The sequence below is a fragment of the Paenibacillus rhizolycopersici genome, assembly GCF_014947195.2.
Lineage (GTDB): Bacteria > Bacillota > Bacilli > Paenibacillales > Paenibacillaceae > Fontibacillus > Fontibacillus rhizolycopersici.
In genome coordinates, this window is record NZ_JADCNN020000010.1 from 141,739 (window position 1) to 168,536 (window position 26,798).

26 protein-coding genes and 1 pseudogene are annotated in these 26,798 nt (G+C 51.2%); 18 read left to right on the forward strand and 9 right to left on the reverse strand.

What is annotated here, in order from left to right; genetic code table 11:
- Positions 1 to 37: 37 nt before the first annotated feature.
- Genes IM700_RS13065 through IM700_RS13080 form a run of 4 tightly spaced genes read left to right on the forward strand, consistent with a single transcriptional unit; the run spans position 38 to position 4,095 of the window.
- Positions 38 to 1,489: a serine hydrolase domain-containing protein gene (locus tag IM700_RS13065; protein WP_193417517.1), complete on the forward strand. Its 1,452-nt coding sequence runs from the start codon at positions 38 to 40 to the stop codon at positions 1,487 to 1,489.
- On the forward strand, positions 1,489 to 2,412 hold the full coding sequence (locus IM700_RS13070; protein ID WP_193417516.1) for an ABC transporter ATP-binding protein: 924 nt from the start codon (positions 1,489 to 1,491) through the stop codon (positions 2,410 to 2,412). Before IM700_RS13065 ends, IM700_RS13070 begins: the two co-directional genes overlap by 1 nt.
- Positions 2,405 to 3,169: an ABC transporter permease gene (locus tag IM700_RS13075; protein ID WP_193417515.1), complete on the forward strand. Its 765-nt coding sequence runs from the start codon at positions 2,405 to 2,407 to the stop codon at positions 3,167 to 3,169. Before IM700_RS13070 ends, IM700_RS13075 begins: the two co-directional genes overlap by 8 nt.
- 20 nt (positions 3,170 to 3,189) lie before the next feature.
- Positions 3,190 to 4,095 (forward strand): sensor histidine kinase, encoded by a 906-nt coding sequence (locus IM700_RS13080; RefSeq protein WP_193417514.1) that lies wholly within the window; start codon positions 3,190 to 3,192, stop codon positions 4,093 to 4,095.
- Between the two features lie 62 nt (positions 4,096 to 4,157).
- Here the strand turns inward: IM700_RS13080 and IM700_RS23220 are convergent.
- Positions 4,158 to 4,256 (reverse strand): annotated as a pseudogene (locus IM700_RS23220) (oxidoreductase); the annotation flags it as partial.
- A 69-nt stretch (positions 4,257 to 4,325) separates the two neighbouring features.
- On the opposite strand from IM700_RS23220, the gene IM700_RS13085 reads away from it, so the two are divergent.
- Positions 4,326 to 5,669 (forward strand): phytoene desaturase family protein, encoded by a 1,344-nt coding sequence (locus tag IM700_RS13085; protein WP_193417513.1) that lies wholly within the window; start codon positions 4,326 to 4,328, stop codon positions 5,667 to 5,669.
- A gap of 32 nt (positions 5,670 to 5,701) precedes the next feature.
- Positions 5,702 to 6,583 (forward strand): RNA polymerase sigma-70 factor, encoded by an 882-nt coding sequence (locus tag IM700_RS13090; protein WP_336244902.1) that lies wholly within the window; start codon positions 5,702 to 5,704, stop codon positions 6,581 to 6,583.
- 71 nt (positions 6,584 to 6,654) lie between these two features.
- Here the strand turns inward: IM700_RS13090 and IM700_RS13095 are convergent, their stop codons facing one another.
- Positions 6,655 to 8,007: an MATE family efflux transporter gene (locus tag IM700_RS13095; RefSeq protein ID WP_193417512.1), complete on the reverse strand. Its 1,353-nt coding sequence runs from the start codon at positions 8,005 to 8,007 to the stop codon at positions 6,655 to 6,657.
- Positions 8,008 to 8,139: 132 nt separating this feature from the next.
- Between IM700_RS13095 and IM700_RS13100 the strand changes: the two genes are divergently transcribed.
- Positions 8,140 to 8,820, forward strand: coding sequence for a TetR/AcrR family transcriptional regulator (locus tag IM700_RS13100; RefSeq protein WP_155604638.1), 681 nt, complete (start codon positions 8,140 to 8,142; stop codon positions 8,818 to 8,820).
- A 139-nt stretch (positions 8,821 to 8,959) separates the two neighbouring features.
- On the forward strand, positions 8,960 to 10,192 hold the full coding sequence (locus tag IM700_RS13105) for an endo-1,4-beta-xylanase (protein WP_193417511.1): 1,233 nt from the start codon (positions 8,960 to 8,962) through the stop codon (positions 10,190 to 10,192).
- Positions 10,193 to 10,269: 77 nt separating this feature from the next.
- On the opposite strand, the gene IM700_RS13110 is transcribed toward IM700_RS13105, so the two are convergent.
- A complete protein-coding gene (locus tag IM700_RS13110; RefSeq protein ID WP_193417510.1) occupies positions 10,270 to 11,232 on the reverse strand; it encodes a helix-turn-helix transcriptional regulator in 963 nt (320 codons plus the stop codon).
- A gap of 96 nt (positions 11,233 to 11,328) precedes the next feature.
- Between IM700_RS13110 and IM700_RS13115 the strand changes: the two genes are divergently transcribed.
- The 3 genes from IM700_RS13115 (at position 11,329) to IM700_RS13125 (ending at position 13,071) form a co-directional block, all read left to right on the forward strand.
- Complete coding sequence (locus tag IM700_RS13115; protein WP_193417509.1) at positions 11,329 to 11,814, forward strand: GyrI-like domain-containing protein; 486 nt, start codon at positions 11,329 to 11,331, stop codon at positions 11,812 to 11,814.
- Positions 11,815 to 11,835: 21 nt separating this feature from the next.
- Complete coding sequence (locus tag IM700_RS13120) at positions 11,836 to 12,303, forward strand: phage tail protein (RefSeq protein WP_193417508.1); 468 nt, start codon at positions 11,836 to 11,838, stop codon at positions 12,301 to 12,303.
- A 150-nt stretch (positions 12,304 to 12,453) separates the two neighbouring features.
- The gene (locus tag IM700_RS13125) at positions 12,454 to 13,071 is read left to right on the forward strand and encodes an NAD(P)-dependent oxidoreductase (RefSeq protein ID WP_193417507.1); all 618 of its coding nucleotides are present in this window, start codon (positions 12,454 to 12,456) and stop codon (positions 13,069 to 13,071) included.
- Positions 13,072 to 13,180: 109 nt separating this feature from the next.
- Here IM700_RS13125 and IM700_RS13130 read toward each other — a convergent pair whose 3' ends face one another.
- Positions 13,181 to 14,332, reverse strand: a complete 1,152-nt coding sequence (locus IM700_RS13130; protein WP_193417506.1) for a YhgE/Pip domain-containing protein — start codon at positions 14,330 to 14,332, stop codon at positions 13,181 to 13,183.
- A 131-nt stretch (positions 14,333 to 14,463) separates the two neighbouring features.
- Between IM700_RS13130 and IM700_RS13135 the strand changes: the two genes are divergently transcribed.
- Positions 14,464 to 15,048 (forward strand): TetR/AcrR family transcriptional regulator, encoded by a 585-nt coding sequence (locus tag IM700_RS13135; protein WP_193417505.1) that lies wholly within the window; start codon positions 14,464 to 14,466, stop codon positions 15,046 to 15,048.
- Between the two features lie 64 nt (positions 15,049 to 15,112).
- On the opposite strand, the gene IM700_RS13140 is transcribed toward IM700_RS13135, so the two are convergent.
- Positions 15,113 to 17,491 (reverse strand): glycoside hydrolase family 16 protein, encoded by a 2,379-nt coding sequence (locus IM700_RS13140; protein WP_193417504.1) that lies wholly within the window; start codon positions 17,489 to 17,491, stop codon positions 15,113 to 15,115.
- 276 nt (positions 17,492 to 17,767) lie between these two features.
- Here IM700_RS13140 and IM700_RS13145 point away from each other — a divergent pair, with 276 nt between their 5' ends.
- The 3 genes from IM700_RS13145 to IM700_RS13155 all read left to right on the forward strand — a co-directional run bounded on the left by IM700_RS13145 (position 17,768) and on the right by IM700_RS13155 (position 19,790).
- Positions 17,768 to 18,289: a DinB family protein gene (locus IM700_RS13145; RefSeq protein ID WP_193417503.1), complete on the forward strand. Its 522-nt coding sequence runs from the start codon at positions 17,768 to 17,770 to the stop codon at positions 18,287 to 18,289.
- 46 nt (positions 18,290 to 18,335) lie between these two features.
- Positions 18,336 to 19,292: a sigma-70 family RNA polymerase sigma factor gene (locus IM700_RS13150; protein ID WP_193417502.1), complete on the forward strand. Its 957-nt coding sequence runs from the start codon at positions 18,336 to 18,338 to the stop codon at positions 19,290 to 19,292.
- A gap of 72 nt (positions 19,293 to 19,364) precedes the next feature.
- Positions 19,365 to 19,790, forward strand: a complete 426-nt coding sequence (locus IM700_RS13155; protein WP_193417501.1) for an SRPBCC family protein — start codon at positions 19,365 to 19,367, stop codon at positions 19,788 to 19,790.
- 45 nt (positions 19,791 to 19,835) lie between these two features.
- Here the strand turns inward: IM700_RS13155 and IM700_RS13160 are convergent, their stop codons facing one another.
- Positions 19,836 to 20,294 (reverse strand): staygreen family protein, encoded by a 459-nt coding sequence (locus IM700_RS13160; RefSeq protein ID WP_193417500.1) that lies wholly within the window; start codon positions 20,292 to 20,294, stop codon positions 19,836 to 19,838.
- A 161-nt stretch (positions 20,295 to 20,455) separates the two neighbouring features.
- On the opposite strand from IM700_RS13160, the gene IM700_RS13165 reads away from it, so the two are divergent.
- The gene (locus IM700_RS13165; RefSeq protein WP_193417499.1) at positions 20,456 to 21,847 is read left to right on the forward strand and encodes an MATE family efflux transporter; all 1,392 of its coding nucleotides are present in this window, start codon (positions 20,456 to 20,458) and stop codon (positions 21,845 to 21,847) included.
- 240 nt (positions 21,848 to 22,087) lie between these two features.
- Complete coding sequence (pdxR, locus tag IM700_RS13170) at positions 22,088 to 23,536, forward strand: MocR-like pyridoxine biosynthesis transcription factor PdxR (RefSeq protein WP_193417498.1); 1,449 nt, start codon at positions 22,088 to 22,090, stop codon at positions 23,534 to 23,536.
- On the opposite strand, the gene IM700_RS13175 is transcribed toward pdxR, so the two are convergent.
- The 3 genes from IM700_RS13175 to IM700_RS13185 all read right to left on the reverse strand — a co-directional run bounded on the left by IM700_RS13175 (position 23,533) and on the right by IM700_RS13185 (position 25,705).
- The gene (locus tag IM700_RS13175; RefSeq protein WP_193417497.1) at positions 23,533 to 24,444 is read right to left on the reverse strand and encodes a DMT family transporter; all 912 of its coding nucleotides are present in this window, start codon (positions 24,442 to 24,444) and stop codon (positions 23,533 to 23,535) included. The genes pdxR and IM700_RS13175 overlap by 4 nt on opposite strands.
- The gene (locus tag IM700_RS13180) at positions 24,441 to 25,082 is read right to left on the reverse strand and encodes a thioredoxin family protein (protein ID WP_193417496.1); all 642 of its coding nucleotides are present in this window, start codon (positions 25,080 to 25,082) and stop codon (positions 24,441 to 24,443) included. The genes IM700_RS13175 and IM700_RS13180 overlap by 4 nt, the downstream gene beginning before the upstream one ends.
- 158 nt (positions 25,083 to 25,240) lie before the next feature.
- A complete protein-coding gene (locus tag IM700_RS13185) occupies positions 25,241 to 25,705 on the reverse strand; it encodes a MarR family winged helix-turn-helix transcriptional regulator (RefSeq protein WP_193417495.1) in 465 nt (154 codons plus the stop codon).
- A 105-nt stretch (positions 25,706 to 25,810) separates the two neighbouring features.
- Here IM700_RS13185 and IM700_RS13190 point away from each other — a divergent pair, with 105 nt between their 5' ends.
- Entirely contained in the window at positions 25,811 to 26,782 is a 972-nt protein-coding gene (locus IM700_RS13190; RefSeq protein WP_193417494.1) for an aldo/keto reductase, read from the forward strand.
- Positions 26,783 to 26,798: the final 16 nt, after the last annotated feature.

Consider the following 26,798-nt stretch of genomic DNA (forward strand, 5'->3'; position numbering starts at 1 on the left):
AGAATGAACATCATCTGATCAGATAGGAGAATGTGTTATGAACAAGTTTCTAATTGCAGCGATGACCCTCGCACTCCTCGCATCACTACTTTATTCCCCTCCATCCGTCCATGCTGCGCCTGTCCTCGACAAGAACGCGATAGACGACTATGTTCAACGTTATTTGGAACGGAACGGACTGCCAGGTGCATCGGTTGTTATGGTTAAGGATGGCGAGATCCTCTACGCGCAAGGCTACGGAAATGATTCCGAAGGAAGCCCAATAACGGAGCACTCATTGATGAGGATCGGTTCTGTATCCAAGTCTTTTACCGCATTTGCGGCGTTGCAGCTCGTGGATGAAGGATCGGTCAAGTTGGATGATCCTATCATCCGATATTTGCCCGAGTTAACCATGGAGGACGAGAGGTTTGGGCAAATCACGATACGCCAACTGCTCAGCCATACCTCTGGGATTCCCAGCCCAACCATCGTGCCTAAGGCAGACACCTTGGAGAAGGGAGTTAAGCGTGTGCAGCAGTGGAAACTTCAATCCAATCCGGGGGAACGACATTCCTATAGTAATGCGAATTATTGGATCTTAGCCTGGCTGGTTGAGAAAGTAAGCGGCATGAAGTTCGCTGCGTATCTAGACACGAGGGTATTCTCTCCGCTTGGCATGAACGACTCGAGCTCTCCAGTGAATTCGGGGGATCCGGTGCCTGGGCTGCCACGCGGGTATGTCACGGCCTACGGAACGGCCATCCCCATATCCGAGATGGAGCAAATGTTTACGGGATCCGGGAGTATCGTGACTACGGCGGTTGATATGGGAAAGTGGCTCTCTATGCACACCCATGACGGAGTAAGCCCCTCGGGAGAAAGATTGTTGTCTTCCTCTTTACTAAAGGAGTCGTATTCCCCGCAGCCCGGAAGCGAACATTACGGCCTAGGCTGGTCGATCAGTTCTTCGGAGGTAACGCCGCAGCGTGTCCAGCATAGCGGAGCTTTATCCAGTTATCAGGCTCAACAAAGCATCCTGCCTGGCAGCGGCTACGCCGTCGCCGTCATGCTGAACAGCTTCACAACGACCTTTGAGCATGCCTACGAGATGAGCGCAGGAATTATCCGGCTGACCGAGGGACAAGCAGCACCGAACAAGGCACCTGTGCCTACGATGATTGATTTATCACTTGGCGTTCTTACCTTGCTGTATCTCATTTTGGGAATCCGGGGGATATTGCGCAGTAAAAAGTGGTCCGATCAACGCCGGCATCATTCGGCCTGGCGATACGGGTTGCGATTCATTCCTCAGATGATTCCGCTAGTGGGGATTGGATGGCTCCTGTTTGTCGTACCGCAGTTACAGGACAATAGCTCGACGATTTTGGACGTGTTTCGATTATGGCCGGCTTTGGCGATTCTGCTAGGGATTAGCTTCTTGTTCGCGGTATGCCTTACAGGGATGAGGGTGTATTACCGGCTACGGCTTAAAGGGGGCAAATCCTAGTGGAACAGGCTGTTCTGACAACCCATGATTTAACGAAGAAGTACAAGGAACAGACCGCTCTGGATCAGGTGAATTTAATCGTGGAAAAGGGAGATATCTACGGGTTTATCGGGCAGAACGGGGCGGGCAAAAGCACGCTGCTGCGAATTGTGACTGCATTGGCCCGGCCAACGAGCGGATCCGTCACCTTGTTCGGGGAAACCAGCGAGGCAGGGTTGATTGAAGCCCGGAAGCGCATAGGGGCGATCATTGAAAGCCCGGCCCTATTTCCGGATATGACGGCTCGCGATCATCTTGAATATTATCGTTTGCTCCGCGGTATCCCGGGCAAGGCATGTATCTCGAAGGCGCTGGCCCTTGTCGGACTGGAGGATACGGGGAAGAAAAAGGCCAGGAACTTTTCACTCGGCATGAAGCAGCGCTTGGGCTTGGCCATCGCCTTGCTTGGCGATCCTGAGCTGCTGATTCTCGACGAACCTACGAATGGTCTTGACCCTGGAGGTATCGTGGAACTTAGAGAGCTGGTCAAAAAGCTGAATCGCGAGTTGGGGTTGACGATTCTGATTTCCAGCCATATCTTGAGCGAGCTTCATCAGATGGCAACGAAGTATGGCATTATCCATAAAGGTAGACTGCTGGAACAAATTACCCATGAAGAATTAAATGAGAAATGCAAGAAACATCTTCGCATCCGGGTCGACGATGTCAGCAAAGCCGTTGCCATTCTCGAAATGGAACTTGGCACTCGGGATTATGAGGTTCTGCAGGACGGTACGATTAAGCTCTACAGCTTCTACCACGATGTCAAGAGGGTATCTCTGGCTCTAACCCACAACAACCTAGTGATTGAGCATTTTGCGCCAGGCGGGGATGATTTGGAGAGCTATTATACCAAACGAGTGGGGGGAGAACTTCATGATTAATTTATTGCGTGCGGAGCTGTTCAAGCTCAGCAGAAATAAAGTATTTTGGACGCTGACCCTTATCGTAACGGTTGTCTTTGCCCTCTTGCATTATCTAATCACCGTCGGGTGGTGGAAGATGAGTACCCCGTTTACGGATGCGGGTCTGGAGATATTCTCTTCGCTAGCGCTTGCAACTACCCCGTTCTACTTCATGCTGTACTTGAGCACGCTCGCCGGATTTTTCGTGGCGAACGATTTTACGATCGGTGTCGTCAAGAACATCGTCATGAGCGGGAATTATAGAAGGCATATTTTTGCGGCCAAGCTAATTATACTCTCACTCGGATCCGTATTCTTAGCTGTGGTTTGTCCGCTCTTGATCATCATTGGCGGGAAGCTATTATTCGGATTTGGGTCAATAACGGATCCGTCGTCTTTAGGGTATCTGGCAAGATCGATGGGTTTGTTCCTCCTTCATCTGCTTGCCCTCACGGCCTTATTGATGCTGATCGCCTTGCTTGCGGAGGATAGCGGGAAAACCATTATTATTTCCGTCGTCATCGCCGTTTTGAGCTCCATAGCAGAAGTTCTGAGGCCGTTACCGGGCGTTCTGGAGACAATCTATCAGTATACGATATTCCACCATCTGATCGACTCCTTCCGGTTTGGGATGCCCATCGTCGATGGGGTCCGGTCTTTGTCGGTTGGACTCGGCAGCATGGTCATTCTGGCGTGCTGCGGAAGTCTCGTGTTTAAGAGGAAAGAGATGAAGTAAAGATGGCGAGGAGGGAGAAAATGATCTATATCGCGATCGTAGCAGTTCTGCTTATGTTCATTGTTCTCCTTCGCCTTGTGATGATCAAGAAGGAAATCAGACGCTTATCACGTCAAGTCGAACGCTACCATCAAGGCCTAAGCGGGAAGAAGGTCGATATTGCGCTGCTGGACAAGGATTTCGAACAACTTGCGGAAAGTATCAATCAATTGATTGACCTATCGGTTCAATCGAACAGGGATCGAATCCGAAGCGATCGCGAATTGAGACAAGCGATCGCGAATATGTCCCATGATTTAAGGACTCCGCTCACTTCAATCATCGGGTATGCCAAGTTATTGGGGGCCAGTACCGTCGTAGAGGATAAACGCCGGGAATATACGTCCATGATCCAGAACGCTGCGAATCGTCTGCATACTTTACTCCATGATTTCTTCGATTTGTCTCTCGTGCAATCTTCCGATTATCAGCTTCAACTAGAGCCGATGCCTCTAAATGGATTGTTGTGGGAAGTCCTGACCGGGTTCTATGATCAATTTAACGAGAGGCAGCTTCAGCCCGATCTGCAAATCGCGGAGGATCCCCTGATGGCTAATGTAGATGCGTCAGCGGTTAAACGCGTATTCGAAAACTTAATCAGCAACGTGATCCGGCATGCGACCGGGGAGGTATCGATTAGCCTGAAGGGCGAGGGGAATCAAATCGTGCTCATCTTCAAGAATAAGGCAGCGCACTTGACCGGGCAGGACATCGACAGGCTGTTCGACCGATTTTACACGGCGGATCGATCAAGAGCAAGCCGGACAACAGGCTTGGGCTTATCCATTGCCCAAAGTCTCATGTTGAAGATGAACGGGCGGCTGACCGCGGAGCTCTATAACGGGTACGTAGAGATGAGATGCGAGTGGACGGTTCAAGAAAGCTGAAAAATATCGCCGTCCTTGATCCTACAGGGGATCGGAAGGCGATAGGTGTTTCGTCTTCAATGTTACATACGTGGTCGAATCACCATTTCATTCACATCGACGTTTGCCGGCTGTTCGATGGCATAAGCGATCCCGCGGGCAATGGTAGAGGCGGGAAGCGCTTTATCCTGTCACAAATCATGAGGCCTCCTCGTCTTGAGTTCAGCTTGAAGATAAGGGAGGCCCTTTTTATGGAAAAATGGGATGTTACAGTGATCGGCGGCGGGTTAGCTGGTTTGACGACGGCGGCCTTTTTGGCAAAACAGGGTTTGCGGACCTTGGTTCTGGAACAGAGTTCGAGATGGGGAGGACGTGCATCAACCGATGAGAAAGACGGCTGCTTGTTTAATATGGGCCCGCACGCGCTTTATAGCCGGGGGCAAGGACTTCAAATTCTGCAAGAGCTCGGACTTGATCCTGACGGGAACGAAGCGGTTCTTGGCGGCCGTCTTGTTACACCAAACGGGATCCATGCTCTGCCGGTATCGGCTCGGGAACTGTTGAAGACCACCGCATTCTCCTTTCGAGAGAAATTGGAGTTCGCTCGGGTGTTGACGAAAGTCTCGAGGGCCACTCTGCCGGGAGAAAGCATGCATGTAACCTTGGAAGAGTGGGTCAACCAAATCACAAGCCAGGAGACCGTAAGAAAGTTTCTGTACAGCTTGTTTCGGCTCGGGACCTATTCGAACGCGCCGTCGCGGGTGAGCGCGGGAGCCTGCCTTCGGCAATTTCAGATCAGCAAGGGCGGGGTCCGGTATCTGCATGGAGGATGGCAAGCGATGATCGACTCCCTCACGGCCTTGACCCAATCGGCTGGAGCTGTCTTGCGTACCGGACAAAAAGTCACTAGCATTACCGGAGCTCATCCTGCTATGAGAATCCACCTCGCGGACCACACGGAAGTCGAAACCCAATCTATCGTCGCAGCGCTTGACCCCCAGGTGACCCATCAACTGACGGGAAAGGTGCCGAATTCGCATCTGGCCGCTCTTTGTGAAAGATTGATTCCTGTACGGGGGGCGGCTCTCGATCTTGCGTTACGCAGATTACCCGATCCTAATATCAACTTCGCGCTCCATCTCGACCAACCGTATTATTTCTCTAACCATTCCAACGTTGCCAGATTAACGAGAGATGACCGGCATGTCGTTCTGCACCTCTATAAATATACAAGTCCGGACGATAACCCCAATGCCGAGCGCGACCGGAAGGAGCTCGCGGAATTTCTTGACCTGCTCCAACCGGGATGGAGAAAAGAGCTGATAACCTCCCGCTATCTTCCGCGGATCCCCGTTACCTACGGCCTCCAAACGGTGGAACGGGCTTGCTCCAACGGGGAGGAAACCCTCGTGTCGGATATCCCGGGCCTATATCTAGCGGGCGACTGGACTGCGGGTGACGCCATGTTGTCTGATGCCGCCATCGTCAGCGGGAAGGAAGCGGCTGAACACATCCTGCATAGGAAAATGTCATTGGCGACATCGATCCCTGCTTCGTCTATACTGAAAATGGAATCTAGCAAAGAGCGACGCTAATCACGTTTACAGGAACTAGGGGGGGAACCAGGATCGACACGAACGACCTTTACATCGAATACAGGCCACTTCTGTTTTCACTGGCTTATCGAATGCTTGGCACCGTCATGGATGCAGAAGATACCGTGCAGGAGACCTTTGCTTCGTATGCGGGATTGAAAGAGGTAAGCGCCATTCGCAATCCTCGGGCTTACCTCTGTAAAATGGTGACGAACCGATGTATCGATTTTTTGCGTTCTGCTAAGCAACGTCGTGAAGTCTACACGGGTCCTTGGTTGCCGGAGCCCGTCGTTTGGCGTAACGATAATGACGGGGCCGGTCATGACCCGATGCATGAGTTGCTAAGCCGCGATGATTTGACCATGGCTTACCTGTTCATGATGGAGACACTTACTCCGACAGAACGTGCAGTCTTGGTTTTACGTGAAGCCTTTCAGTATGATTATGGAGAGATCGCGAGCATCGTTGGCAAGACCGAAGCCAATTGCCGAAAAATACATTCCCGAGCAAAGCAAAAAGTTCAACCGGAGGCTGCCGATCGCCGCGTCGACTACGAGAAGGATCAGACGGTGTTAAATCGTTTTATCTCAGCCCTTTCCATGGGCGACACGAACACGTTGCTTCAGTTGCTTACCCATGATGCGACCTTGCTCTCCGATGGCGGCGGGAAAGTCTTGGCCGCAGTTAATCCGATTGTTACTTCGGCCCGTGTGATCGCCTTTTTACAAGGCATCGTCCGCAATTCCCCCTCGAACAGCACGATCGATGTGGTCACCATTAACGGTCAACCGGGGCTTCTGTTAAAAGTCGAAGATCATGTGGTCGGCACCGTATCATTCGAACGAGAAGGTGAACGGATTCGGAGAATATTCATGGTCCGGAACCCGGACAAATTGCTACGAATCAACCCTTGATACGTAAGACAAAAGGCGGGAATGGGGAGAGTCCCTATCCTGCCTTTCTCGCATGTGGCTATGGAATTTACCTAGTGCACTAATGCTTCCAGTTCCGGCTGCAATTTATTTCGCAGCGCATACAGCATGAAGGCTCCAACAAGGAACGCGGCGGCATCCGCGATGACTAGTGACCAGACCACGCCGTGGAAGCCGTTCATTTGATTAGCGATATAGAGCACGGGAATCAGTGTGACGCCTTGAATTACCGACATGATCAAGGCGGCGGCTCCTTGTGCGGTTGCTTGGAAGATCCCTGTAAACAAGGAGGTCGTTCCAGAGATGAATAAGGATAAGAACGTGACATGCAGAATGTAGCTGCCCATTTCGATTAGGAGCGGATCATTCGTGAATAAGCCGATCAAGTGGTCGGAAATCAGAAAGACGATGACGCCAAACAAGACCGCTAACACGCCAATGGATTTGATCGTAAATCCGATGGTTTGCTTCATTCTTAACCGATTCGCTGTGAATGTAAAGGCAATCAACGGCACGACTCCCTCGCATAACCCCATCAGAATAAACTCCGGAAACTGCAGCAAACGCGATGAAATCCCGTAAGCCGCTACAGCTTGATCCCCATATTCAACGAGAAAATGGTTGAAGATCAGCGACATCGCACCCAGGAAGACACTCATAATAAAGACGGGAATTCCGATTTTGAGCACATTGCTGAGAATTTCCTTGTTCACCTTGAACCAGTTGAAGGAGACGGTTAAGAATTGGCTCCTAACCCCCATATGGAAGGCGTAGAAAGCACTCGCGACCAGGTTGGAAACAACCGTAGCCGATGCCACGCCGATGACCCCCCAATGGAAAACGAAAATGACCAGCGCATCAAGCACAATATTTACGACAACACTCAGTATCATCCCCACCATCGACGTGATGGCCGCCCCTTCTGAACGTACGATGTTCTCCAGCGTGAAGAAGAGGATAACGAAGGGGGAACCGATAAGCATCATCAAGACATAGTCCTTCGTGAAGCCGAAGGAGTCAGGCGTTGCCCCTAAGCCATGGACGATCGAGTCGATCAACGGGAGGCCCGCGGCAATGACGATCAGACCGAGAACGAGGCTGCTGTAAAAAGCGAAGGAAGAAACATGCTTCACATCTTCATATTTTTTCTCGCCGAGCAAACGGGAGATGAAGGTGCCCCCGCCTATACCGATCAAGTTGCCTAACGACATGATGACGGCGAATAAGGGCAAGGTTAACGCGAGCGCGGTTAACATTGCGGTATTACCCAGTGTGCCAAGGAAATAGGCATTGAGGATGGAGTAAATCACGCTCATTGACGTACCTAACATCATTGGAACGGCAAAGTGAGCTACGGCTTTGGCGATGGGGGCTTTCTCAAAGTAATGGAGGTTCTCTGCATCCATGTGGATCACCACTTTCTCTTTTTTTGATCAATCTAACACTGTTAGTTTGAACCTTACAGTGTTAGATGATATCATGGACCTAATCGAACTGTAAAGCATAAACTTACACTGTTAGATAAAAGGGCGGATTTTATGAAAAAGCAGCAGCCTCAAGTTTCCGAGGATCGAATTTTAGAAGCTTCATGGGGACTTTTGGGAGATGAAGGGATTGAGAAGTTCAGCTTGAGACGATTGGCCGACCGGCTGGGGATTCAAGCTCCTTCTCTTTACTGGTATTTCAAGAATAAGCAGGACCTCTACCAGCGTCTGGCCAACCAGGTATCCAAAATCATCCTGGAGGAGTTTCATTCCGAGGGGGACTGGAAGGAGCAACTGACGGAGCTTGCGGTAACGGTGCGGAATGTCTTGAGCCGGTATCCGTGTTCCACGCAGCTGATGATGATGACGCTGCCCCACGAACCGGATATTATCCGGTTCAATAACCGAATGCTGCTCTGCGTGGAATCGACGCCGCTGAAGCAAGAGCAGAAGCTGCAGGTTATTATCACGCTGGTGAACTACATCTACAACTTTGTTCTGGACGCCTATCAGCATGAGCGCAACGTCTCGGCGATCCTTAAGAATCAGGGGGAGCTTCCGGGCGAGGAGATGACCCGGCTTCTGGACTCTCTGAGTGAGGAGGAAGCAGGGCTGTTCCGCACGATGTTTAAGAACGAGCTGTTCGAGCTGATGGGGACGGATCGGGCGTTTGAGTTTGGGTTAAAGGTGATTTTGCTCGGGGTTGAGCAGGTGATGAAGGAGCAGGAGGAATAGAGGGGGAGAGCAACATCTCAAATTTCAAAGGTATTCGCTTTAAATGGCTTCTATTCCGGTGACGAGAGGTTTAGTACAATCGAATCCGTAGGCGCTGAAAACGCTTACCATTAATCGCTACGGATACGGAGGTCATCGAATGCAGAAGAACCCATTGTCCCATCGCATGGCAAGCAAAACCATCCAGCTTGTGGATGCGTCCGGAAATCCCGTCACAGGGAAGGAAGTCGCGATTCATCAGACCAACCATCAATTCCTGTTTGGCTGCGGGATTTTTGACGTCATTCCGATCGCCAATCGAAACGTGCCGGAGGATCGGCTTGCTTATTTGGAGCAGAAGCTGGACTTATACCTAGATGTGTTTAACTTTGCAACGTTGCCTTTTTACTGGGGGATGTTTGAGCCGGAGAAAGGCAAGCCGCGGACGAAAGAGCTACAGGCGGCCGCACGGTGGTTGAAGGAACGGAATATTGCCGTCAAAGGACATCCGCTCTGCTGGCATACCGCCACCGTGCCGTGGCTGCTGGACTTGAGCAACGAGGACATTCTGAAAGCGCAGTTTGCCCGAATCGAGCGGGATGTAGCCGACTTCAAAGGCCTGATTGAGATGTGGGATGTCATCAATGAAGTGGTGATCATGCCGATTTTTGATAAATACGATAATGGGATCACAAGAATCAGTAAAGATTTAGGCCGCGTTGGGATCATTAAAGAAATGTTTGCGAAGACAAGGGAATCCAACCCCGGTGCAACGTTATTACTAAATGACTTCAACACTTCAATCAACTACGAGATTCTGATTGACGGATGTTTAAACGCGGGGATTTCGATTGATGCCATCGGCATTCAGTCGCACCAGCATCAAGGATATTGGGGACGCGAGAAGCTGGAGGAAGTGCTGGAGCGCTTCTCTCACTTCGGCCTTCCGATTCATTTTACGGAAAATACATTGACCTCCGGACATCTCATGCCGGTGGATATTGAGGATCTGAACGATTATCAGATTCCGGAATGGCCATCCACCCCGGAATTTGAAGAACGTCAGGCCAGAGAGGTCGAAGAAATGTACTCGATTCTGTTTCAACACCCTTTGGTCGAGGCGATTACTGCCTGGAATTTCAGCGATGAAGGGGCCTGGCTTGGCGCACCCGCCGGTTTGGTCAGAACAGACAACACCCCGAAACCGGCCTACGACGTGCTGAAGCAACGGATTAAAGGCGACTGGTCTACCCAAGTAACCACGCGTACCGATGAGAGTGGGAAGGTCTCCTTCGAGGGATTCCTTGGAGAGTATGAGCTGGCTTGCGCAGGCACAAAAGTAACCTTTAAAATAGAGAAAGAGGGTGAACCCGAGCCGCTCCTCCTCAATTGACACAAACATCAAGAAGAGGCCATCCTGTCTAAGGGTGGCTTTATTTTTTAATAAGAACCCTTATTTCACTCTCTTCTTCACTGTTCCATCCGGCCTCGTCTCTGCTGCAATCCTTCCATGATTTCGGCTGGCGCCTTTCTAAATGTCATATCCTCACCCAGGAACAACAGCCATTGGATCATATCCGATAACTCTTCCACTTGATTCACTTGGACAACCATCTTTAGCATGGCGGTGGTTTGATAGGGATTAGTATAGGAAATAAATGCTTTTAAGGGGTGGTACTTTTTGTATTGAGCTATGGCTCGGGGACCCAGCTCCAGGATCAGGTTGAATTCTTCCTCGTGCTGGCTAAGCATCTCCAGAATCTTCTTCCGACTGACTCTCTTCTTAGGGGAGTAGGTCTCGACATGGGTGAGCTGGTCAACGGCGAACAACTTTTTCTTCTCATCCTGCAAATCAAAAACTTCCATCAGCCAGAGACTTTTTTCGTGATAAAGATGCAAGAGATAGACAGGATAAGAGTTACGTTCCTTCTCTTCCTCCACGGTAATCCATAAATAACTGTCGAGAAGCAGGTTTTGGATCAGTTTCTCCAACATGGGGTGAGGGAGGTCTGAGAGCTCTAGCAGATCAGGATTATGCGGGTTGGTGCCCTCAAACAGCAGAATTTCATCCAAGAGCAAAAGATCGTCCTGCTGATTCTTGGAGATCAGCCCCAGCAATTTTTCGGCTAAGGATTGGCGGCTCTTGAGATAGGGAAGCTGTGCATTTCTTGTGGCCATGAAGGCAATGAATAGGGCTTTGACCTCGGTATCGGTAAAACGAACGACGGGGAGGATCGAGTTATGCATCACCGAATAGCCGCCATCCCTTCCAACTTCGGCAACCAGCGGCATCCCTAAGGCTTCGATTTCCCGAATGTCTCGGACTGCGGTCGATCGGGAGATGTCGAATTCCCGCATGATTTCGGAGATGGTGAAGTGCGACCGGTTGTTGATATACCGCATGAGGGTGTTGATCCGTTCAACTTTTTTCATCAGGGCTCCTAAACAGGTTCATTTTTTGACATGGTTTAAAGTTATGATAAACCTATCAAGAACAGAAAACAAATTTAAAGAAGGTAGGTATGAAACATGACGAATTATCTCTTGGAAGAAAAGGACGGCTTCACCGTATTTGGACTTGGCACGGAATTGAAAAGCAATTACACGGACTATGTTGGCATCAATCAGGAAAAATCAAACTTCTGGCAAGCCGTGAACGAGGATGGAAGACTGGATCAGCTGAAGGCGATCGCCGAAAACGAGTACGTATTTGTCGTGAATGAAGCGGTAAACAACAAGATGATGCATTACGCCGGCGTGTTGAGCCATGAAGTGTTGCCGGCCTCGGAAGGCTCCCGGGTCATTCAATTCCCGAAAGGGGAGTACTTGATTGTGAAAGGGGAAGGGGCGACAGCTGATGAATTAAGCAACCAGCTGGCGGGGATCGCCTTTGGTCAAGTTTTACCAGAAGTCAATCAAGTCGCCTATGTTGGAGGGCCAAACGCCACGGTATTGATGGGGCAAGAGAACGACCGCGTCGTGGGAGAAATGTGGATTCCCGTTGTTCGAAAATAGAGAAGAGGAGGAGGGGCAAGCATGTCCTATATCGTTGATTTCAAAAATGTATCCACCGTCGGTTTGGAATCCTCTCCTGTAGCAGAGGCGCTAGCCGGGCTGCGAGCCAATGAAGCGCGTTATTTCATGAACAAATATAAGCATGAGTTTACGGTTGAACCGGCCAACGAAAGCCAGGAAACCCTGGACTACGTGAACCGGGTATTGAAGGAAGAACGCGGCATCGAGTTTGCCGCCAAACCGTTAGAAACGTCGCTGTTCCAAGTGGAGAACATCCGGTGGGCCTTTGTCTTCTATGAGGATGGCCTTGGGGTTAACGTCCTGTACACCTTGGACGATCCCAAGAAGCGGGCCGTCGGGTTTAAGCTGTCCGAAGGGATGGAGATCCCGAAAGAGCTGGAGGAGAAGAAGTTTAAGTTTGCCCGGCAGAAGTCCAAATTGGCCGGAACGATCCGGGGCTCGTTTTTCGTGATTAAAGGCGAGTATTGAAACGATGATGTTACCCTTAACGTGAATACTTGAGAAAAATAGGGCCCCCGGCTGAGGGGGCTCTGTTTTTACGTTTGATTGTGAAATGAGGTTTTTCATGTATAGTGAGAATAAGTGATCGTAAAGTTGGACAAAGGAGGTACTAGCACGATGAAGATTATCGTTTTTGGAGCTACAGGCGGTGTAGGTCTGTCCGTGGTAGAGCAAGGGCTTAAGGAAGGGTTGGAAATCACGGCGTTTGTAAGGAATCCAGCAAAGTTAACCCTCGCGGATGAGAACTTACACGTTGTTCAGGGGAATGCATTGAATCAAGAGGAAGTGTCTGCCGCGATTGCGGGGCATGATGCCATTGTGTCCTGTTTAGGCTCCACTCAGGGGATGAAGAAATCTACCGAACTCCAAGAAATGGTGAAATGTATAGTTCAGGGGATGCAGGAGCATCAGGTGAAGAGAATCATCTATACCGCATCCGCAGGGATCCACCAGGAAGTGCCCGGCATTAGCGGGAAGCTGGTCATGACCATGTTGAAGAATCCTCTTGCAGATCATCGGGTTGCCGTCGATTGTATTCAAGCACATGATTTGGACTACACCATTGTTAGACCGATGGGGTTAACGGATCAACCTTTTACAGGGAAGTACAGAGAGTCGGCGACGGGCGTACCCGAGAAATCACGGTCCATCCCTCGTGCCGACGTTGCCCACTTTATCATAAAGGCACTAAAAGATACACGGTATAACCATAAGTCAATTGGACTTGCCACATAAAGATTCTAACTACGTCCCAACGCTAGCTATGACTTACTCGTGGATGCCCAAAAACACCGAGGAGATCCTCGGTGTTTTTGGGCAATCGCCTGTTGCTGAACTTTTACCATTATTTTATAGAAACCGTCTTATGACGTACGGGCTTGAAAATAGACAGCAGGTAAACCACTAAGCCGACCGCACCAATCCCCAAAATGATGTTAAAGGATTCACCGGTATAGAAGCCGCTGCCAAAGTAGAAAATTTCACGCAAGCCGTCACCCGCAAAACGAATCGGAATCCATGGACGAACGAAGGTGACGAAGAAATCGGGAATCATTTCTTTTGGCATCATAATCACGCCCATTCCCAGAAGCATCACAACCATGAATAACGTAATGGCCGGCTTCCCAATCCAGGCCGTCACGGCGGATACCAACAGGAAGAAACAGAAGGCGGCAAAGGATACAAACGATCCAACCAGGAAGTAGCTAGGCATATTCACGCCGGCAATTGAGCCTAAGGTAGCCACCGTAAATCCGGAGAACAGAGCGATAATAACGCCAAACAGAATCTGGCCGCCCATTACACGCACGGATTGTCTAGGAGTGAGTCTTTCCTTCTTAGTCATTTTGGATGTTGCCAAGAAGAGGATGAAACCGCCGATCAACGCTCCTACCCAAGCAGGCATCGCCATCAAAATGGGAGCACTGCCATTTGCCGTAGCCGAAGTCACTGCATTAAATACCTTCTCCTCCGGGACGATCGGGTTGACGATTACAGAGGCTTGGCTTGCATCAATTTTCTGATCATTCATTTGATTCAAGAAGCCAGTGGAGTATTGATTGCTTATTTGTCCGATTAAAGCATTTAATGCAGACTTCGCATAATTCGCGCCTGTCATGTTGAAACCCTGGTTTACGTAGATCTTCAATGTAGCTGCGGCGTTGTTGGTGACGGCGTTTTGTACGGCGTCGTTATAACCCTCAGGTACCACCAAGGCTGCATAATACTGCTTATCTTTAAACAAATCCTCAATGTTCTCTTCCTTCTCCGTGGAAAAGGCAACGACAGGATCTTCGCCGTTGATCCCTTGACCCATTTGTTCGACAGCTGCTTTTACAGCATCGACATGTGCACCCTCATCATTCACGATAAGTGCAACGGGAAGGTTCGTAGCTTTGGGATCTCCTTGAACGAATAAATTGACGGAAAATAGAGCGATAATTAAAATAACGGCGATTGGAGCGGCCCATGCGAGTTTTTCTTTAAATAATTTCAATGGATGTCACCCTTTCTAAGTAATCAACATGTTGTTTAGTGGCACTCCCATATTCTATAATCTTATCGTTGCACAAGCAATGAACAGATTTAGTGAAGTTGTTGGATTTGAAGAAGAGGGTGGACTTTGACATGAGTATCTATGAGGAGAAGAAACAAAGAACAAAGCAACTGATCCAAACGACGTTTATGAACCTCCTGGCGGAAAAATCGTTCGACTCCATCGCGATTGGGGATATTACGAAAAAGGCTGACATTAATCGAGGGACCTTTTATTTGCATTACTTAGATAAGTTCGATTTGCTGGAACAAATGGAGGAGCAGTTATTTTCGGATTTGGGAAATCATATTGATAAGCTGCAATCTCATTATTTGTCGGCCCCTACCTTTGAAAGAGAACAAGAGCAATTAGCGAGTGCCTTGTTCAGCTTTATTGAAATCCATTCACCCGTATTAAAAGCTTTTCTTAGCGATCATGGCCGGGCGGGTTTTCACATTCGCTTCAAGAACGCCTTTTCGGAAAAGGTGCGTCTGAATCTGGAACAGCATGGAAGCTTTTATGAAACGTTAAACGTTCCTAAAGATTACTTTATTTCCTTTATCACCTCGGCTTTTTTAGGGCTAGTGGAACAGTGGATTCAAAATGAATTGGACAAAACCCCTGACGAGATGACGGCTTGCTATATCGAAATCATAACCTTTATTCAAGGGAAATAAAAAAAGGACCAGGGCCCTGTTTGGGGAGCCCTGGTTTTGTGAGCCTTTTGGCAAGATCGGGAGGTTACTCCGGCGTACCTTGCGTGACTCCGTGAACATAAGTTTGCCATGGGGTGTCGAGCGCTCCTTGCCCAGGGTTATAGGTGAAGAAGTACTCGACGGTATCCCCTTGGCTCAGGTTGTTGACCGCGTAGGTATAGTTGCCGTTCCCCACCGAGGTCATGGCTACGTTCAGTTGACCGCCGTTATTGACCTTATAGTGCAGATCAGCGAAGGTAGCGCCGTTGACGTAGAACAACAGGTTATCGCCGGTCTTCTTCAATCCCTTCACTTGATCGCCGATCACGACGGTGGAGGGGGTACCGGGATCTCCGGGGTTTTGACCGCCGCCGTTGCCGTTATCCTTATAGACACGTACATAATCGACCTGCATCGTTGCCGGAATATCGCCTGGGCTTGGAGCTATGCCGCCGTCGAAGTTTCCGCCAATCGCCAGGTTCATGATGAGATAGAAGGCCTGGTCGAAAGGAGCATTCGGATTGTTCGGCGCCGCCGCGGAATACCATTGATCCCGAGTGGCCTTAAAGAAGAACTTGCCGTCTACATACCATTTGATGTTGTCCTCTTCCCACACAACGGAATACACGTGGAAGTCATTTGCGATGGTTTGCCCGGAAGGGAAATGGTATTCGCCCGAAAGATGCGTATTGGCGGGCCATTGTCCGCCGAAGTGGATGGCTCCGGATGTCATGCCGGGCAGGCGTCCTCGGGCTTCCATCACGTCGATTTCGCCGGAAGCGGCCCAGGTGCCGTAGGTTTGATCCTGCGGCAGCATCCAAAGGGCCGGCCAAATGCCGTTCCCCGTAGGCAGCTTCGCGCGGAAATCAACCCTGCCGTATTTGAGAGCAAAATGGTCCTTGGTGTTAATCTTGCCGGAAGAGTACGGTGCGGTCCGGCCGGGATCCTGCGGGAAGGATTTGGGATCGTTCAGGGCCCGGATATTCAACTTCCCGTCCTGGACGAAAACATTTTGCGGACTATTCGTGTAATGCTGCAGCTCCGCGTTGCCCCAACCCCAGGTACCAGGATCGTTATTAAGATAGTACCCCTGCTCGTAATTCCATTTTCCCGTATCCAGCCCAGATCCGATGAATTCGTCCTGCCAGATCAGCGTCAGGCCAGAGATAGCCGGATCGGTTGGCGAACTGAGTGGAATATCTTTATGATCGGCATCATCTGGCCGCGGTGCATCCGGATTTCCGATGAACGAGTAGGTGATGAAGTTGTTGCCGATGTTCCCGCCTTTTTGCCCGTTCAGGGGATATCCGATGCGGATTTGCATGTCTTGCTGGATGGGTTGGAACCATGGCCCATAGATGTGGTCGGCCCAGTACCCCCATTGGTTTGCGCTGGATAGGTTATTATAACCGCTTGCGGAATAAACGAACCCGCTTAGGCCGGAGTCCGCCAAATCGACCCATTGACCATTAAGGTTGATTTGGTAGACGAAATTCCCCAGTTCGGTGGCGATCGGGGCGCTGCCGTCGATTTTAGGCAGAGGCAGACCGATGGCACCGCTTACATCTGCGGTGAAAGTCGTTCCCTCAAAGGGAGTAAGGATATACGAGTTTCTGACGGGCTCATTAAAGTTGATCGTATATACGATGTTCACCAATGAGGTTTTCGATTCCAATTTGACGTTAATCGACTCCGTCACGTTAAACCAGTAGCCGCCGCCTCCATCGGTAAATTGGCCGAAGTTCTGGTCATAAATCCAGCCGCTGGCCGCATTGTTATCGATATCGATCCAAACGCTGCTGTTTACCGGCTTGACGTATACCTTTAAATCATCGGCTACCGCCGCATATGGAATGGCCGGATCGTTATTGAAGACGGGATAAGTGAAGCCGGCCCCGCCCGTCGTCCCTGCGGTGAGAACCGGGCCTTGCGTCGGCGTCATTGCCGTAATGGTGGTTTTGTTGATGTTTTGAAAGACGAGGTTGTATCCGAGCGTTACTCCGTTGGCTTTCGAATACAGCTGAACCTCCGTCGTCGCGGAAAGGGTGAACCAATAGCCGTTGAAACCGCCGTCACTCCAGTGACCCCAGTTCTGGTTGTAGACAAAGCTGCCGACACTGTCGATATCGATCCAATTGCCGTTTGCTTTCACCTTGACGCCCAAATCCTGGGCAACCTCGCTCCAGGTGGCCGAGCCTCCATTAAAAATCGGCATCACAAAGCCGTAACTGGCTTGCCCGACACCCGATTTGGTGATCACCGGACCGTCTGCCGCCGAGAAGTAGCTCATCGAGGTAATCGTCGTCCCGGCTGCCTGAGCTTTAGGCGTTGGCAACAGACCGACGCCAGCGGCTAGAACGACCGCCAGGAATAAGCCGAACACCTTGCGAACCAGCAGCCTTTCCGTCAGTTGAGAACGTTTCATAAATACCCTCCCTTTATTATCATCATTCTCCCAACCTACGCTATCATAGGAAAATACTTACATAGGAGAACGCTTACATTCTATCAATCCGGGCATTTGATGGATAGGTTCCATATTTCGGGTGAGGTGCCACTTTTTTTAGGGAAGCAGGCAAATATCGCGTGTTGGACAGCTGCCCTTCATTTTATTTAAAAAATGATATATTTGAGGGAGATTTTTGTTAATATGGAAATCAGAACGAAGAAAAAATGAAGTTTGCCGAGACGGAGGAATCGAATGCCGAAACCGGATACTTTGACGGTGATTGAACAGTATCAGTCGAGTCTGAAGGAATATACGTTAGAACAGCTGCGTTATAAAAGTGAAGAGAACGTTTGGTCGGTTGGGCAGATGTTCCACCACGTGATCGGCGTGGCGGAGGAATACCTCGGGTATATTCGGGCTTGCGCGTCTACAACTGGGGGAGAGCAACCCGGAAGCAAGAGCGCTGACGGAACGAGGGTGTTTGAGGAGAAGATGTGGCCCAATGTCCGCGTGAAGCTGGAAGAACCGGTGAACGCCACCCGAAACCCCGAGAGCAAGGACGAACTTGCGGCCGGCTTTGAGCACATCCTTAAGGATTTGAAGGACTGGGCGGCTCGCGTGCAGGAAGTACATCCGGCATACAAGGTGCAGCATGGCTGGTTCGGCTGGTTGAATGCCCTGGAATGGTTCGAGCTGGTGGGCATGCATAGCCGGCATCATCTGCGCCAGAAGGCCGAGCTGGATCAACGGTTGGTTGAAGCAGGACTGCGCTAGATCTAGTCCATGAAATTCCTATTTTCCCCACCCAAAGGAGGCTTATATGAACGGGACCACCCTGGACCTGCAGTTATTGGAAAAAATGAAGCCGGAGCTCACCGCGTTCTGCTACCGAATGCTCGGATCGATCGATGACGCGGACGACGCGGTTCAGGAGATTTATATCCGCGTTTGGCAAAGCTGGAGCTCGTTCCGGCAGGAATCCTCGCATAAGACATGGATCTATCGAATCGCCTCCAATTTATGCCTGGATAAACTTAGACAGGCCAAACGCCGGGTGCTTCCCGTCGATCTGTCCGATCCGGCGGGTTCCATTAACGAACCCCGGGAGACGTTGCCCGATTCCTCATGGATCTGGCTGGCTCCCGATTTCGGGGAAAATCCCGAGGATGCGCTCATCCGCAAGGATACCCTGCAGCTCTGCTTCATCGCGCTCCTGCAGACCTTGCCGCCCCGCCAGCGAGCCGTATTGATTCTGAAGGATGTCTTCGACTGGTCCTCCAAGCAGATTGCGGAGACGCTGGGGATGTCGCCGGCGGCCGTGAACAGCGCTTTGCAGCGAGCCCGGGAGACCATGGACCGAACCCGGCTCCGTTCCGACGAGCTTAGTCGGATGGAAGGCGAGCCGGATCGAGAGCTGTTGTCGCGGTATGTGGAAGCCTTTGAGCAATTTGACGTCGACCGGCTGGTCGCGTTGTTTCACGAGGAAGGGTGCATGTCCATGCCGCCGTTCCCGATGTGGGTCCGCGGCAAGGAGGATTTGTCGAAGTTCTTCACGCTTACGCGTTGGCATTGCGAGGGCTCCCGGTTTTTGCCGGTCAAAATTAACGGCGGGTATCCTGCGCTTGCTCAGTATATGCCAAGCAAGGAAAGCTCCGGCCTGGTGCCTTGGGGGATTCATGTCCTTGAAACGAAAGAGGATCACATCCTCCACGTCCAAAATTTCATTAACACGAGATTATTTTCCCGATTGGGGCTGCCGGAGCGATTGGACCGATGAATTTCAAATTCGGGTTACGTCTATAGGAATGTAAAGTAAAAACAATCCTGTTGAAAGAGGTGCCTTTGAGAAATGGAAACGAACCAACCGACGAAAGTAACCGTTCAAGCGGTCATTCAAGCCCCTGTTGAAAAAGTATGGAGCGATTGGACGGAGCCGGAACACATTACGAAGTGGAATCAAGCCTCCGACGACTGGCATGCGCCAAGAGCGGAGAACGATTTGCGGGTGGGCGGCACGTTCCTGACCCGGATGGAAGCGAAGGATGGCAGCATGGGTTTTGATTTTGGCGGAGTTTATGATGAGGTCAAAACGCATGAATTCATCTCCTACACCTTGGGAGATGGGAGACGGGTGGAAATCACCTTCGCCGCAGAAGGCCAAGGAACGAAGGTCGTTGAAACGTTTGATGCCGAAAGCACGCATCCGGTAGAATTTCAACAGGCCGGCTGGCAAGCGATTTTGGACAATTTCAAGATGTACGTGGAACAATCCTAAGAAACGGAAAGGGCGCCCCAAGGGGCGCCCTTTTTTCGAATGGAATCAAGGAAGTATAGAATAATTGCGGAAAGCCCCCCAGCTTTCTTGTCTAGCAAACAGGGGATAGGAGGACATAAAGTTTACGATGACAGGGGTACGATCCAATTCGGGGTATACATCAAATAAGTTCCTGTCGCCGTATCGAATAGCGGTGAATGCAAGGGGGAGTTCGCGTTGAAAAGTTTCGTAGCGACTGGCCGATACGGTTTGGTTATATTCACCTTGATCGAGATATACAGACACCGCATAAATCAAGGAACCCCCGTCTAGGCGCCACTCGCCTAATACCTCGTCTCGCATCGAATTGACTTTATCCCAAGCATACTCCAATCCAATCGTTAAAAATAACGCTCCCGTCGAATCCGAGTGAGTTAAGGTGTGACGCCGAGGCATTACCGGTTCCGTAGAAGTGATGCCGTCTCTGTAACAAACAAACAGTTTATCCGGGTTGAAGTGGCCCAAGAAACTCTCTCCCTTATTCGCTTTATTATCGTTTATGTCGGTCTCCACGGATTCATTCGTCGATTCTGGAGCACGACAAAAAACTCCAATAGACGTATTTGTCAGTTGGAGCTACACTAGGGTAGGCGACAAAGAATACATCTAGTAGGAGCTTGTTTAACGTGACGATAACTGAACGTATCCCTTCGTGGAAGAAACTTAGTCTTTTTGCCGTGACCTGGCCCATCTTCATCGATTCGGTGTTAAGGATGATGCTGGGCACCGTGGACGTGTTTATGTTGAGCCGGATTTCCGATACGGCAACAGGCGCGGTGGGGTTAGCGAATGAAATCATCTATTTCTGCATTTTGATGTTCGGATTTGTCGGCATCGGGACGAGTGTGGCGGTCTCCCAGTATATCGGCGCCGGGCGAGAGAAAGAAGCGAGCCGCGTCTCGGCATTGGCGATTTCGATGAACCTCATTTTCGGGATTCTCGTCAGCTTTATCCTTTTTAGCTTTGGGGAGCCTCTCCTGCGGCTGCTTAACCTGAATCCGGAACAGATTGGCATCGCAAGCCATTATTTGAAGATCATCGGTGGCTTTATGTGGATCGAGGCGTTGTCTTACGCGGTTTCCTCGGTCATCCGTTCAAGCGGGAACACCAAAAGCGTGATGTACGTGACGCTCGGCGTGAATCTCCTGCACGTTACGGGGAATTATCTGCTCATTTTCGGGAACCTGGGCTTTCCGGAGATGGGCGTTACCGGCGCGGCCATATCGACCGTGATCAGCCGGTTCGTCGGCATTATCGTGCTGTTCTTCATCTTGTACCGCCGAGTTGCTGCGCCGATTCGCGGGAAAGATTACGTGACCTGGAACGGGACTTATGCCAAACAGATTTTGAGCGTCGGGTTGCCTGCGGCGGGGGAGCATCTCGCTTGGCAATCGCAGTACCTCATGATCATCGGTTTCGTGAACATGATCAGCATCACGGCCTTAAATACGCATGTTTACGTGATGAACATCTCGAACTACTTTATGGCGCTGGCCGCGTCGATCGGGGCGGGGACGGAGATTATCGTTGGTCAAATGGTCGGTGCTGGCGAAATGAAGGCCGCCTATAAGCGACTGATGAAGAGCGTACGGATCAGCTTCCTGTTAACGTTGGCCATCGTGGGGGTGGCCTCAATTTTCCGCCATGACCTCATTGGCATGTTCACGGATGATCCTGCAATCATCGCAACCGGAGCAAGCATCTTCTTGCTCTCCATCGTGCTTGAGCCCGGCCGGACCTTCAACATGGTCATCATCAATTCGCTGCGCGCCGCCGGGGATGCCCGTTTCCCCGTTCTCATGGGCGTATGCTCGATGTGGGGCGTGTCGGTTCCACTGGCTTACTTGCTAGGGGTTCACTTGGAGATTGGGCTGCTTGGCATATGGATTGCATTTGCCGTGGATGAATGGCTGCGGGGTTTAATCATGCTGCTTCGCTGGAGAAGCCGCGCCTGGGAGAAGAAAGCGCTCGTCAAGCCGGTTTCCGCAACGGAAGACGGCCTTGGAGCACCAGCCTAACACGTACGGAACTATTGGACGAAAAGAATACATGCGGACTCGATGGATGGGAAGTGGGACAAGGACGAATGGATCGTTCTCTCACTTCGCATCCATTTTTCCATGCATCCGTTCGACGGTTTTGTCCTAACAAGACCTTTGGCCGGATGTGTTGTTAATTGAATCGTTTATACGTACAATGAGGAAAATACGAGTTCGGATCGCAGTCAACGCAACCGCTCATGACAAGGATGAAGTCAGATGTTCGATCTTCTCATCACGGAACAGCAAGATACGCCCTTATACCAAAGGATCTACGACGAAATAAGGGAGCAAATCCACATTGGCCGGCTACAGGGTGGCATGAGGCTTCCTTCGGTCCGTTCGCTTGCGGTTCAACTGAACAGTAGCAAGACGCCGATCGAGACGGCGTACCAAATGCTGCTTGCGGAAGGGTACGTGCTCAGCGTTCCTCGCTCGGGGTTGTACATAGCGGATTATGACCGGCTGTTCCCGACCGAACCGTCGAGACCTTTCAACAGTTCGCCGACGCCGGGCAGGCCGGAAGAACCACTCCATTTGCCGGCACCCCCGACCGTCGTTGATTTTAACCCGACGTCCCTAGACCCTGCTTTGTTTCCGTTCCGAACATGGAGTAAGTTGCTGAAGCAATCTCTAGAACATTTTGCAGGGGACATGGGGAAGTATGGAGATCCGCAGGGGGAGTGGGAGCTGCGAACAGCCGTAGCTCAATATCTGTGGAGCTCTCGAGGAGTAAATTGCCTGCCGGAACAAATCGTCATTGGCTCCGGCATGGCTTACAGCATCGGAATCTTGATCAAACTGCTGCCCGGCTTGAAGCGGGTTGCGATGGAGGAGCCGGGGTATAATTTGGTGCGTGATCAATTCGTGTTGAACGGATACGGGATTGATCCCATTGAGGTACGGAAAAATGGAATCGAAGTGTCCGATCTTTGGACAAGTTCGGCACAGGCCGTATACGTAACGCCATCCCATCAATTCCCGACCGGCGGTATTTTGCCGTACCCGGACCGGGAACGGTTACTGGATTGGGCAGCGGAACGAGGAGCTTATGTTGTCGAAGATGATTATGCAGGCGAGTTTCGCTATTCGGGCAAACCGATACCGTCCCTGCAAAGCTTGGATCGACGCGATCGGGTGATTTATATCGGGACGTTCTCAAAGGCGGTCACTCCTGCCCTGCGTCTCAATTACATGGTTTTGCCGCCCGCTTTGCTGAAAACCTTGAGATCCATGCCGTATGAAATTCTTTTCGCGCCATCCCGTATCGAGCAATGGGCGATGTACCTCTTTATGGAGCAGGGTCACTGGCATAGGCATATCCGCAAAATGCGCAACACGTACCGGAGAAAGCATCGCCATCTCCTCGCGTTGATTGCTTTGCATTTAGGCGACCTTGTGGAGGTAACGGGGGAGCACGCCGGACTGCATCTTCAACTGGCCGTAAAAATTCGGAAATCGGCTCAAAGCTTAGTCAAATTGGCGGCGGGGGCCGGCGTGGCCGTATATGATTTTCATAAAATGTGGATGGGGGAGAAACCGATAGCCGAGAAATTCCCCAACGTATTCCTGGGATTTGCGGGGATTGGCCTGCAGGAGATGGAAACCGGCATTCGGTTATTGCGCAAAGCCTGGTTCGAAGGATTTAGTGACGATGCCACACCTTAAGAGGTTAAGGTTGTCGCTGGGTTCGAACGTTTTCTGCTGCTTGTTCCCGCTAGGAAAACGCCGCTCAGAATCAGGACGAGCCCTGCGATCATCCGCCAATGAAACGGCTCGTTGAGCAGATTGACGCCCCATAGGAGCGAAAATACGGGCAGCAGGTAAGTGACGAAGGTTGCAAACGTCGGCCCGCCATGTTTGACGAGCCAATAAAACAGGATGTAGGCTAATCCTGAGCCCAGGATGCCTAAACCCATCATGGCCCCGAGGTTGGAAGGCTCCAGCATACGGGCATAGGGGATCGGCTCCAAGCATAGGGCAAATACCCCACTACCGGCCATGGAGAAGAGCAGTGTCCCAAAAGTGGCTTGATATGTCGAGAGGGTGCGCAATAGCCGACCCGATAGTTGGGAGCCGGTGCCGTAGAACAGCGATGCGAGGAGCATGCCTGCAACCCCCCATGCGCCGGTTTCGGACACGGTACCCGGATGAGGTTCAAGGATTAGGAGCACCCCTACCGCGGCTGCAGCCATTCCCATCCACTTCGTCTTATGCATCGAAGCTCCGAAAAACAAGGTGCCTACCGCCAAGGAAAAAAGCGGCGTCGTCGCGTTCAGTACGGAAGCCATGCTGCTCGAAATATGGGTTTCGCTGAATCCGATCAAGGCCCAGGGGATGCAGGTATTCACCATTGCCATCAAGGCAACGGGCCGCCATGGAATTTGCCTCCATTTGAAGGGGATCCGAAAGAGCAGCATCACGGCCGTTATCGCTAGACAACCTAGGGCGGAGCGGAAAAATACGACCGTCCAAGGGCCAAAGTCCGCCACTAAGAGCTTGATAAAATAATAGGAGCCACCCCAGATGGCACCCAGCATCAATAGGGCAAGGTAACGGGAACGCGGGGTGCTCATGACCGCGGGCCCCTTGGATTTGATTCTAGCGGAAACCGGTTGAATAGCTGCCTGAGCTCTCCGATCAATCCATTTTGATACGTGGTCCCCGAGTCGGCGCGGTAGAGCTCTCCAATAGCCTTATACGTTTCATTCAGATTTTCCTGATAATCGGAGGCTTGGGGATTGGGATGGGATTGCTTGAACCCGTCCATCACGGCTTGAATGTAAGCGGGGCGCGCCCCCCATCGGCCGAGCACGCGGCCGTCTTCATCCATAAAGACGGCGATGGGCTGCGCTCGTCCTCCGTTCGTGAGGAAGAGGTCCATTACCTCAAGGTGCTCTTCCATGAGCAGGACGCCGGCCTTGATATCAGCATGCTCCATCACTCGAAATAACACGGGAACGTTCCAGATGACATCCGGACACCAGTCCGTGCAGAGGATCAGGCAGGTCATCTTGGCATGCTCGCCGAAGCGAAAGAAAAATTGACGATCTTCATCGCTCCCCCAAGTAAAATGGTCATAGATCTCCCGGAATCGCTCTTTGGTGTTCGCGATCCCGCTTAAGGGCATCTGTCGGTCCAGCATGTTCTCCATGAACTGTTCCGGAAGAATGCCTTGACCGAGAAGATGTCGTAGAATTAACGGTTGCTCCATTTCGTATCACCTCATTTGTAGGATAAGGTGAATATAAACGAAATCTGACCGCTAATAAACGGTCAGATTTGAGATGTTTGTAAGAGACAGTTGTTTTTACTCGAATAAGCGAGTTCAGCTTTACGAGCAAGAACCCCCCGTTCCCGGAGGGTTCTTTGTCATGACGGCGGGAGGTTCCCGGACGAGCCGGGTTTGGTCCTTTCCGCAAACTTTGTAATCGAGGTGATGTCTTCCTCCGTTAATGGATCCAGGAAATACTTGCGGATGCCTTGGGAGACTACCGGTCGCGCGTCCTCTAAGGCGGATCTGCCCGCAGCCGTAAGCAATACCTGGACGCCGCGGTCCGTATCCAGCGGTTTTCGCTCGACCAGCCCACGTTTCTCCATCCGCGTAAGGTGGTGAGATAAGCGGCTCTTATCCCAGTCCATGGAATCGGCTAGTTCCTGCTGCCGCAAGCTGCCTTCCCCCAGGAGGTCAAGCCGGTCCAATATGCCGTAATCCCCCTCGGAAAGTCCCGTTTGCTCCGTCAGGTCTTTGATGACATGGCCGAAGATCCGTTTGAAGGAGCCCTTCCACAAGTTCCATATTCGCATTTCTTCTTCGGTTAACTCGTTCTTCTTCATAGCCACATCATAACACGGTTGACGTGTCAACCACAATATGATAAAGTAAGAGCGTTGGTTGACGTGTCAACCTAAAATGGATTCAACAATAAGGAGCGTGCACTTATGGAATATCTCAAGCTTGGACGATCGGGGTTGGAGGTATCGAGACTATGCCTCGGCTGCATGGGTTTTGGCGTACCTGAAAGGGGGACCATCTCATGGTCCCTGAACGAAGAAGACAGTAGACCGCTCATCAAGAAGGCGATTGAAGCGGGGATTAATTTTTTTAGCACCGCCAATATGTACTCCGACGGAACCAGCGAAGAGATTCTAGGGCGTGCGTTAAGCGATTATGCCCGCCGGGACGAGGTCGTCATTGCCACCAAGGTATTTGTTCCGATGCGCAAGGGTCCCAACGCGATGGGGCTCTCCCGTAAGGCGATCCTGACCGAAATCGATCACAGTCTCAAGCGGTTGGGTACGGATTACGTCGATTTGTACCAGACTCATCGTTGGGATCCGAATACGCCGATTGAAGAGACGATGGAGGCGCTTCATGATTTGGTGAAGGCCGGGAAGGTAAGGTACATCGGCGCTTCCTCCATGTCGGCCTGGCAATTCGCCAAGGCTCAGCACGTTGCCGAACGTAACGGTTGGACCCGGTTTATCTCCATGGAGAATCGGCTCAATCTGCTGTATCGCGAAGAGGAGAGGGAGATGATTCCCTTATGCATCGATGAGGGGGTGGGAATCACGCCGTACTTGCCGCTAGCCGCGGGGCGGCTGACTCGGGACTGGAGCGAGCAGACTTCGAGATCGGAGAAGGACGCGATCGCCAAGGCCTTGTTCGTCAAAACCGAAGAAGCGGACCGCAAGGTCGCGGAGAGAGTCGCGGAGGTCGCCGCGAACCGGGGCGTTCCTCGAGCCCAAATCGCACTGGCATGGCTGCTGCAAAAAGAAGGGATCACAGCTCCGATGATCGGGGCGACTCAATCCCGCCATCTCGACGATGCCGTATCGGCGTTGTCGGTTCAATTGACACCCGAAGAAGTCGTGAGTTTGGAGGAGCTTTACGTGCCGCATCCCCTGGCTTAAAGGAAACGCAAAAGAA

Coding starts and splice junctions, on each gene's coding strand:
- IM700_RS13065 (WP_193417517.1), top strand. CDS start 38: ATGAACAAGTTTCTAATTGCAGCGATGACCCTCGCACTCCTCGCATCA.
- IM700_RS13075 (WP_193417515.1), top strand. CDS start 2,405: ATGATTAATTTATTGCGTGCGGAGCTGTTCAAGCTCAGCAGAAATAAA.
- IM700_RS13080 (WP_193417514.1), top strand. CDS start 3,190: ATGATCTATATCGCGATCGTAGCAGTTCTGCTTATGTTCATTGTTCTC.
- IM700_RS13085 (WP_193417513.1), top strand. CDS start 4,326: ATGGAAAAATGGGATGTTACAGTGATCGGCGGCGGGTTAGCTGGTTTG.
- IM700_RS13095 (WP_193417512.1), bottom strand. CDS start 8,007: ATGGATGCAGAGAACCTCCATTACTTTGAGAAAGCCCCCATCGCCAAA.
- IM700_RS13100 (WP_155604638.1), top strand. CDS start 8,140: ATGAAAAAGCAGCAGCCTCAAGTTTCCGAGGATCGAATTTTAGAAGCT.
- IM700_RS13105 (WP_193417511.1), top strand. CDS start 8,960: ATGCAGAAGAACCCATTGTCCCATCGCATGGCAAGCAAAACCATCCAG.
- IM700_RS13110 (WP_193417510.1), bottom strand. CDS start 11,232: ATGAAAAAAGTTGAACGGATCAACACCCTCATGCGGTATATCAACAAC.
- IM700_RS13115 (WP_193417509.1), top strand. CDS start 11,329: ATGACGAATTATCTCTTGGAAGAAAAGGACGGCTTCACCGTATTTGGA.
- IM700_RS13120 (WP_193417508.1), top strand. CDS start 11,836: ATGTCCTATATCGTTGATTTCAAAAATGTATCCACCGTCGGTTTGGAA.
- IM700_RS13125 (WP_193417507.1), top strand. CDS start 12,454: ATGAAGATTATCGTTTTTGGAGCTACAGGCGGTGTAGGTCTGTCCGTG.
- IM700_RS13135 (WP_193417505.1), top strand. CDS start 14,464: ATGAGTATCTATGAGGAGAAGAAACAAAGAACAAAGCAACTGATCCAA.
- IM700_RS13140 (WP_193417504.1), bottom strand. CDS start 17,491: ATGAAACGTTCTCAACTGACGGAAAGGCTGCTGGTTCGCAAGGTGTTC.
- IM700_RS13145 (WP_193417503.1), top strand. CDS start 17,768: ATGCCGAAACCGGATACTTTGACGGTGATTGAACAGTATCAGTCGAGT.
- IM700_RS13150 (WP_193417502.1), top strand. CDS start 18,336: ATGAACGGGACCACCCTGGACCTGCAGTTATTGGAAAAAATGAAGCCG.
- IM700_RS13155 (WP_193417501.1), top strand. CDS start 19,365: ATGGAAACGAACCAACCGACGAAAGTAACCGTTCAAGCGGTCATTCAA.
- pdxR (WP_193417498.1), top strand. CDS start 22,088: ATGTTCGATCTTCTCATCACGGAACAGCAAGATACGCCCTTATACCAA.
- IM700_RS13175 (WP_193417497.1), bottom strand. CDS start 24,444: ATGAGCACCCCGCGTTCCCGTTACCTTGCCCTATTGATGCTGGGTGCC.
- IM700_RS13180 (WP_193417496.1), bottom strand. CDS start 25,082: ATGGAGCAACCGTTAATTCTACGACATCTTCTCGGTCAAGGCATTCTT.
- IM700_RS13185 (WP_193417495.1), bottom strand. CDS start 25,705: ATGAAGAAGAACGAGTTAACCGAAGAAGAAATGCGAATATGGAACTTG.
- IM700_RS13190 (WP_193417494.1), top strand. CDS start 25,811: ATGGAATATCTCAAGCTTGGACGATCGGGGTTGGAGGTATCGAGACTA.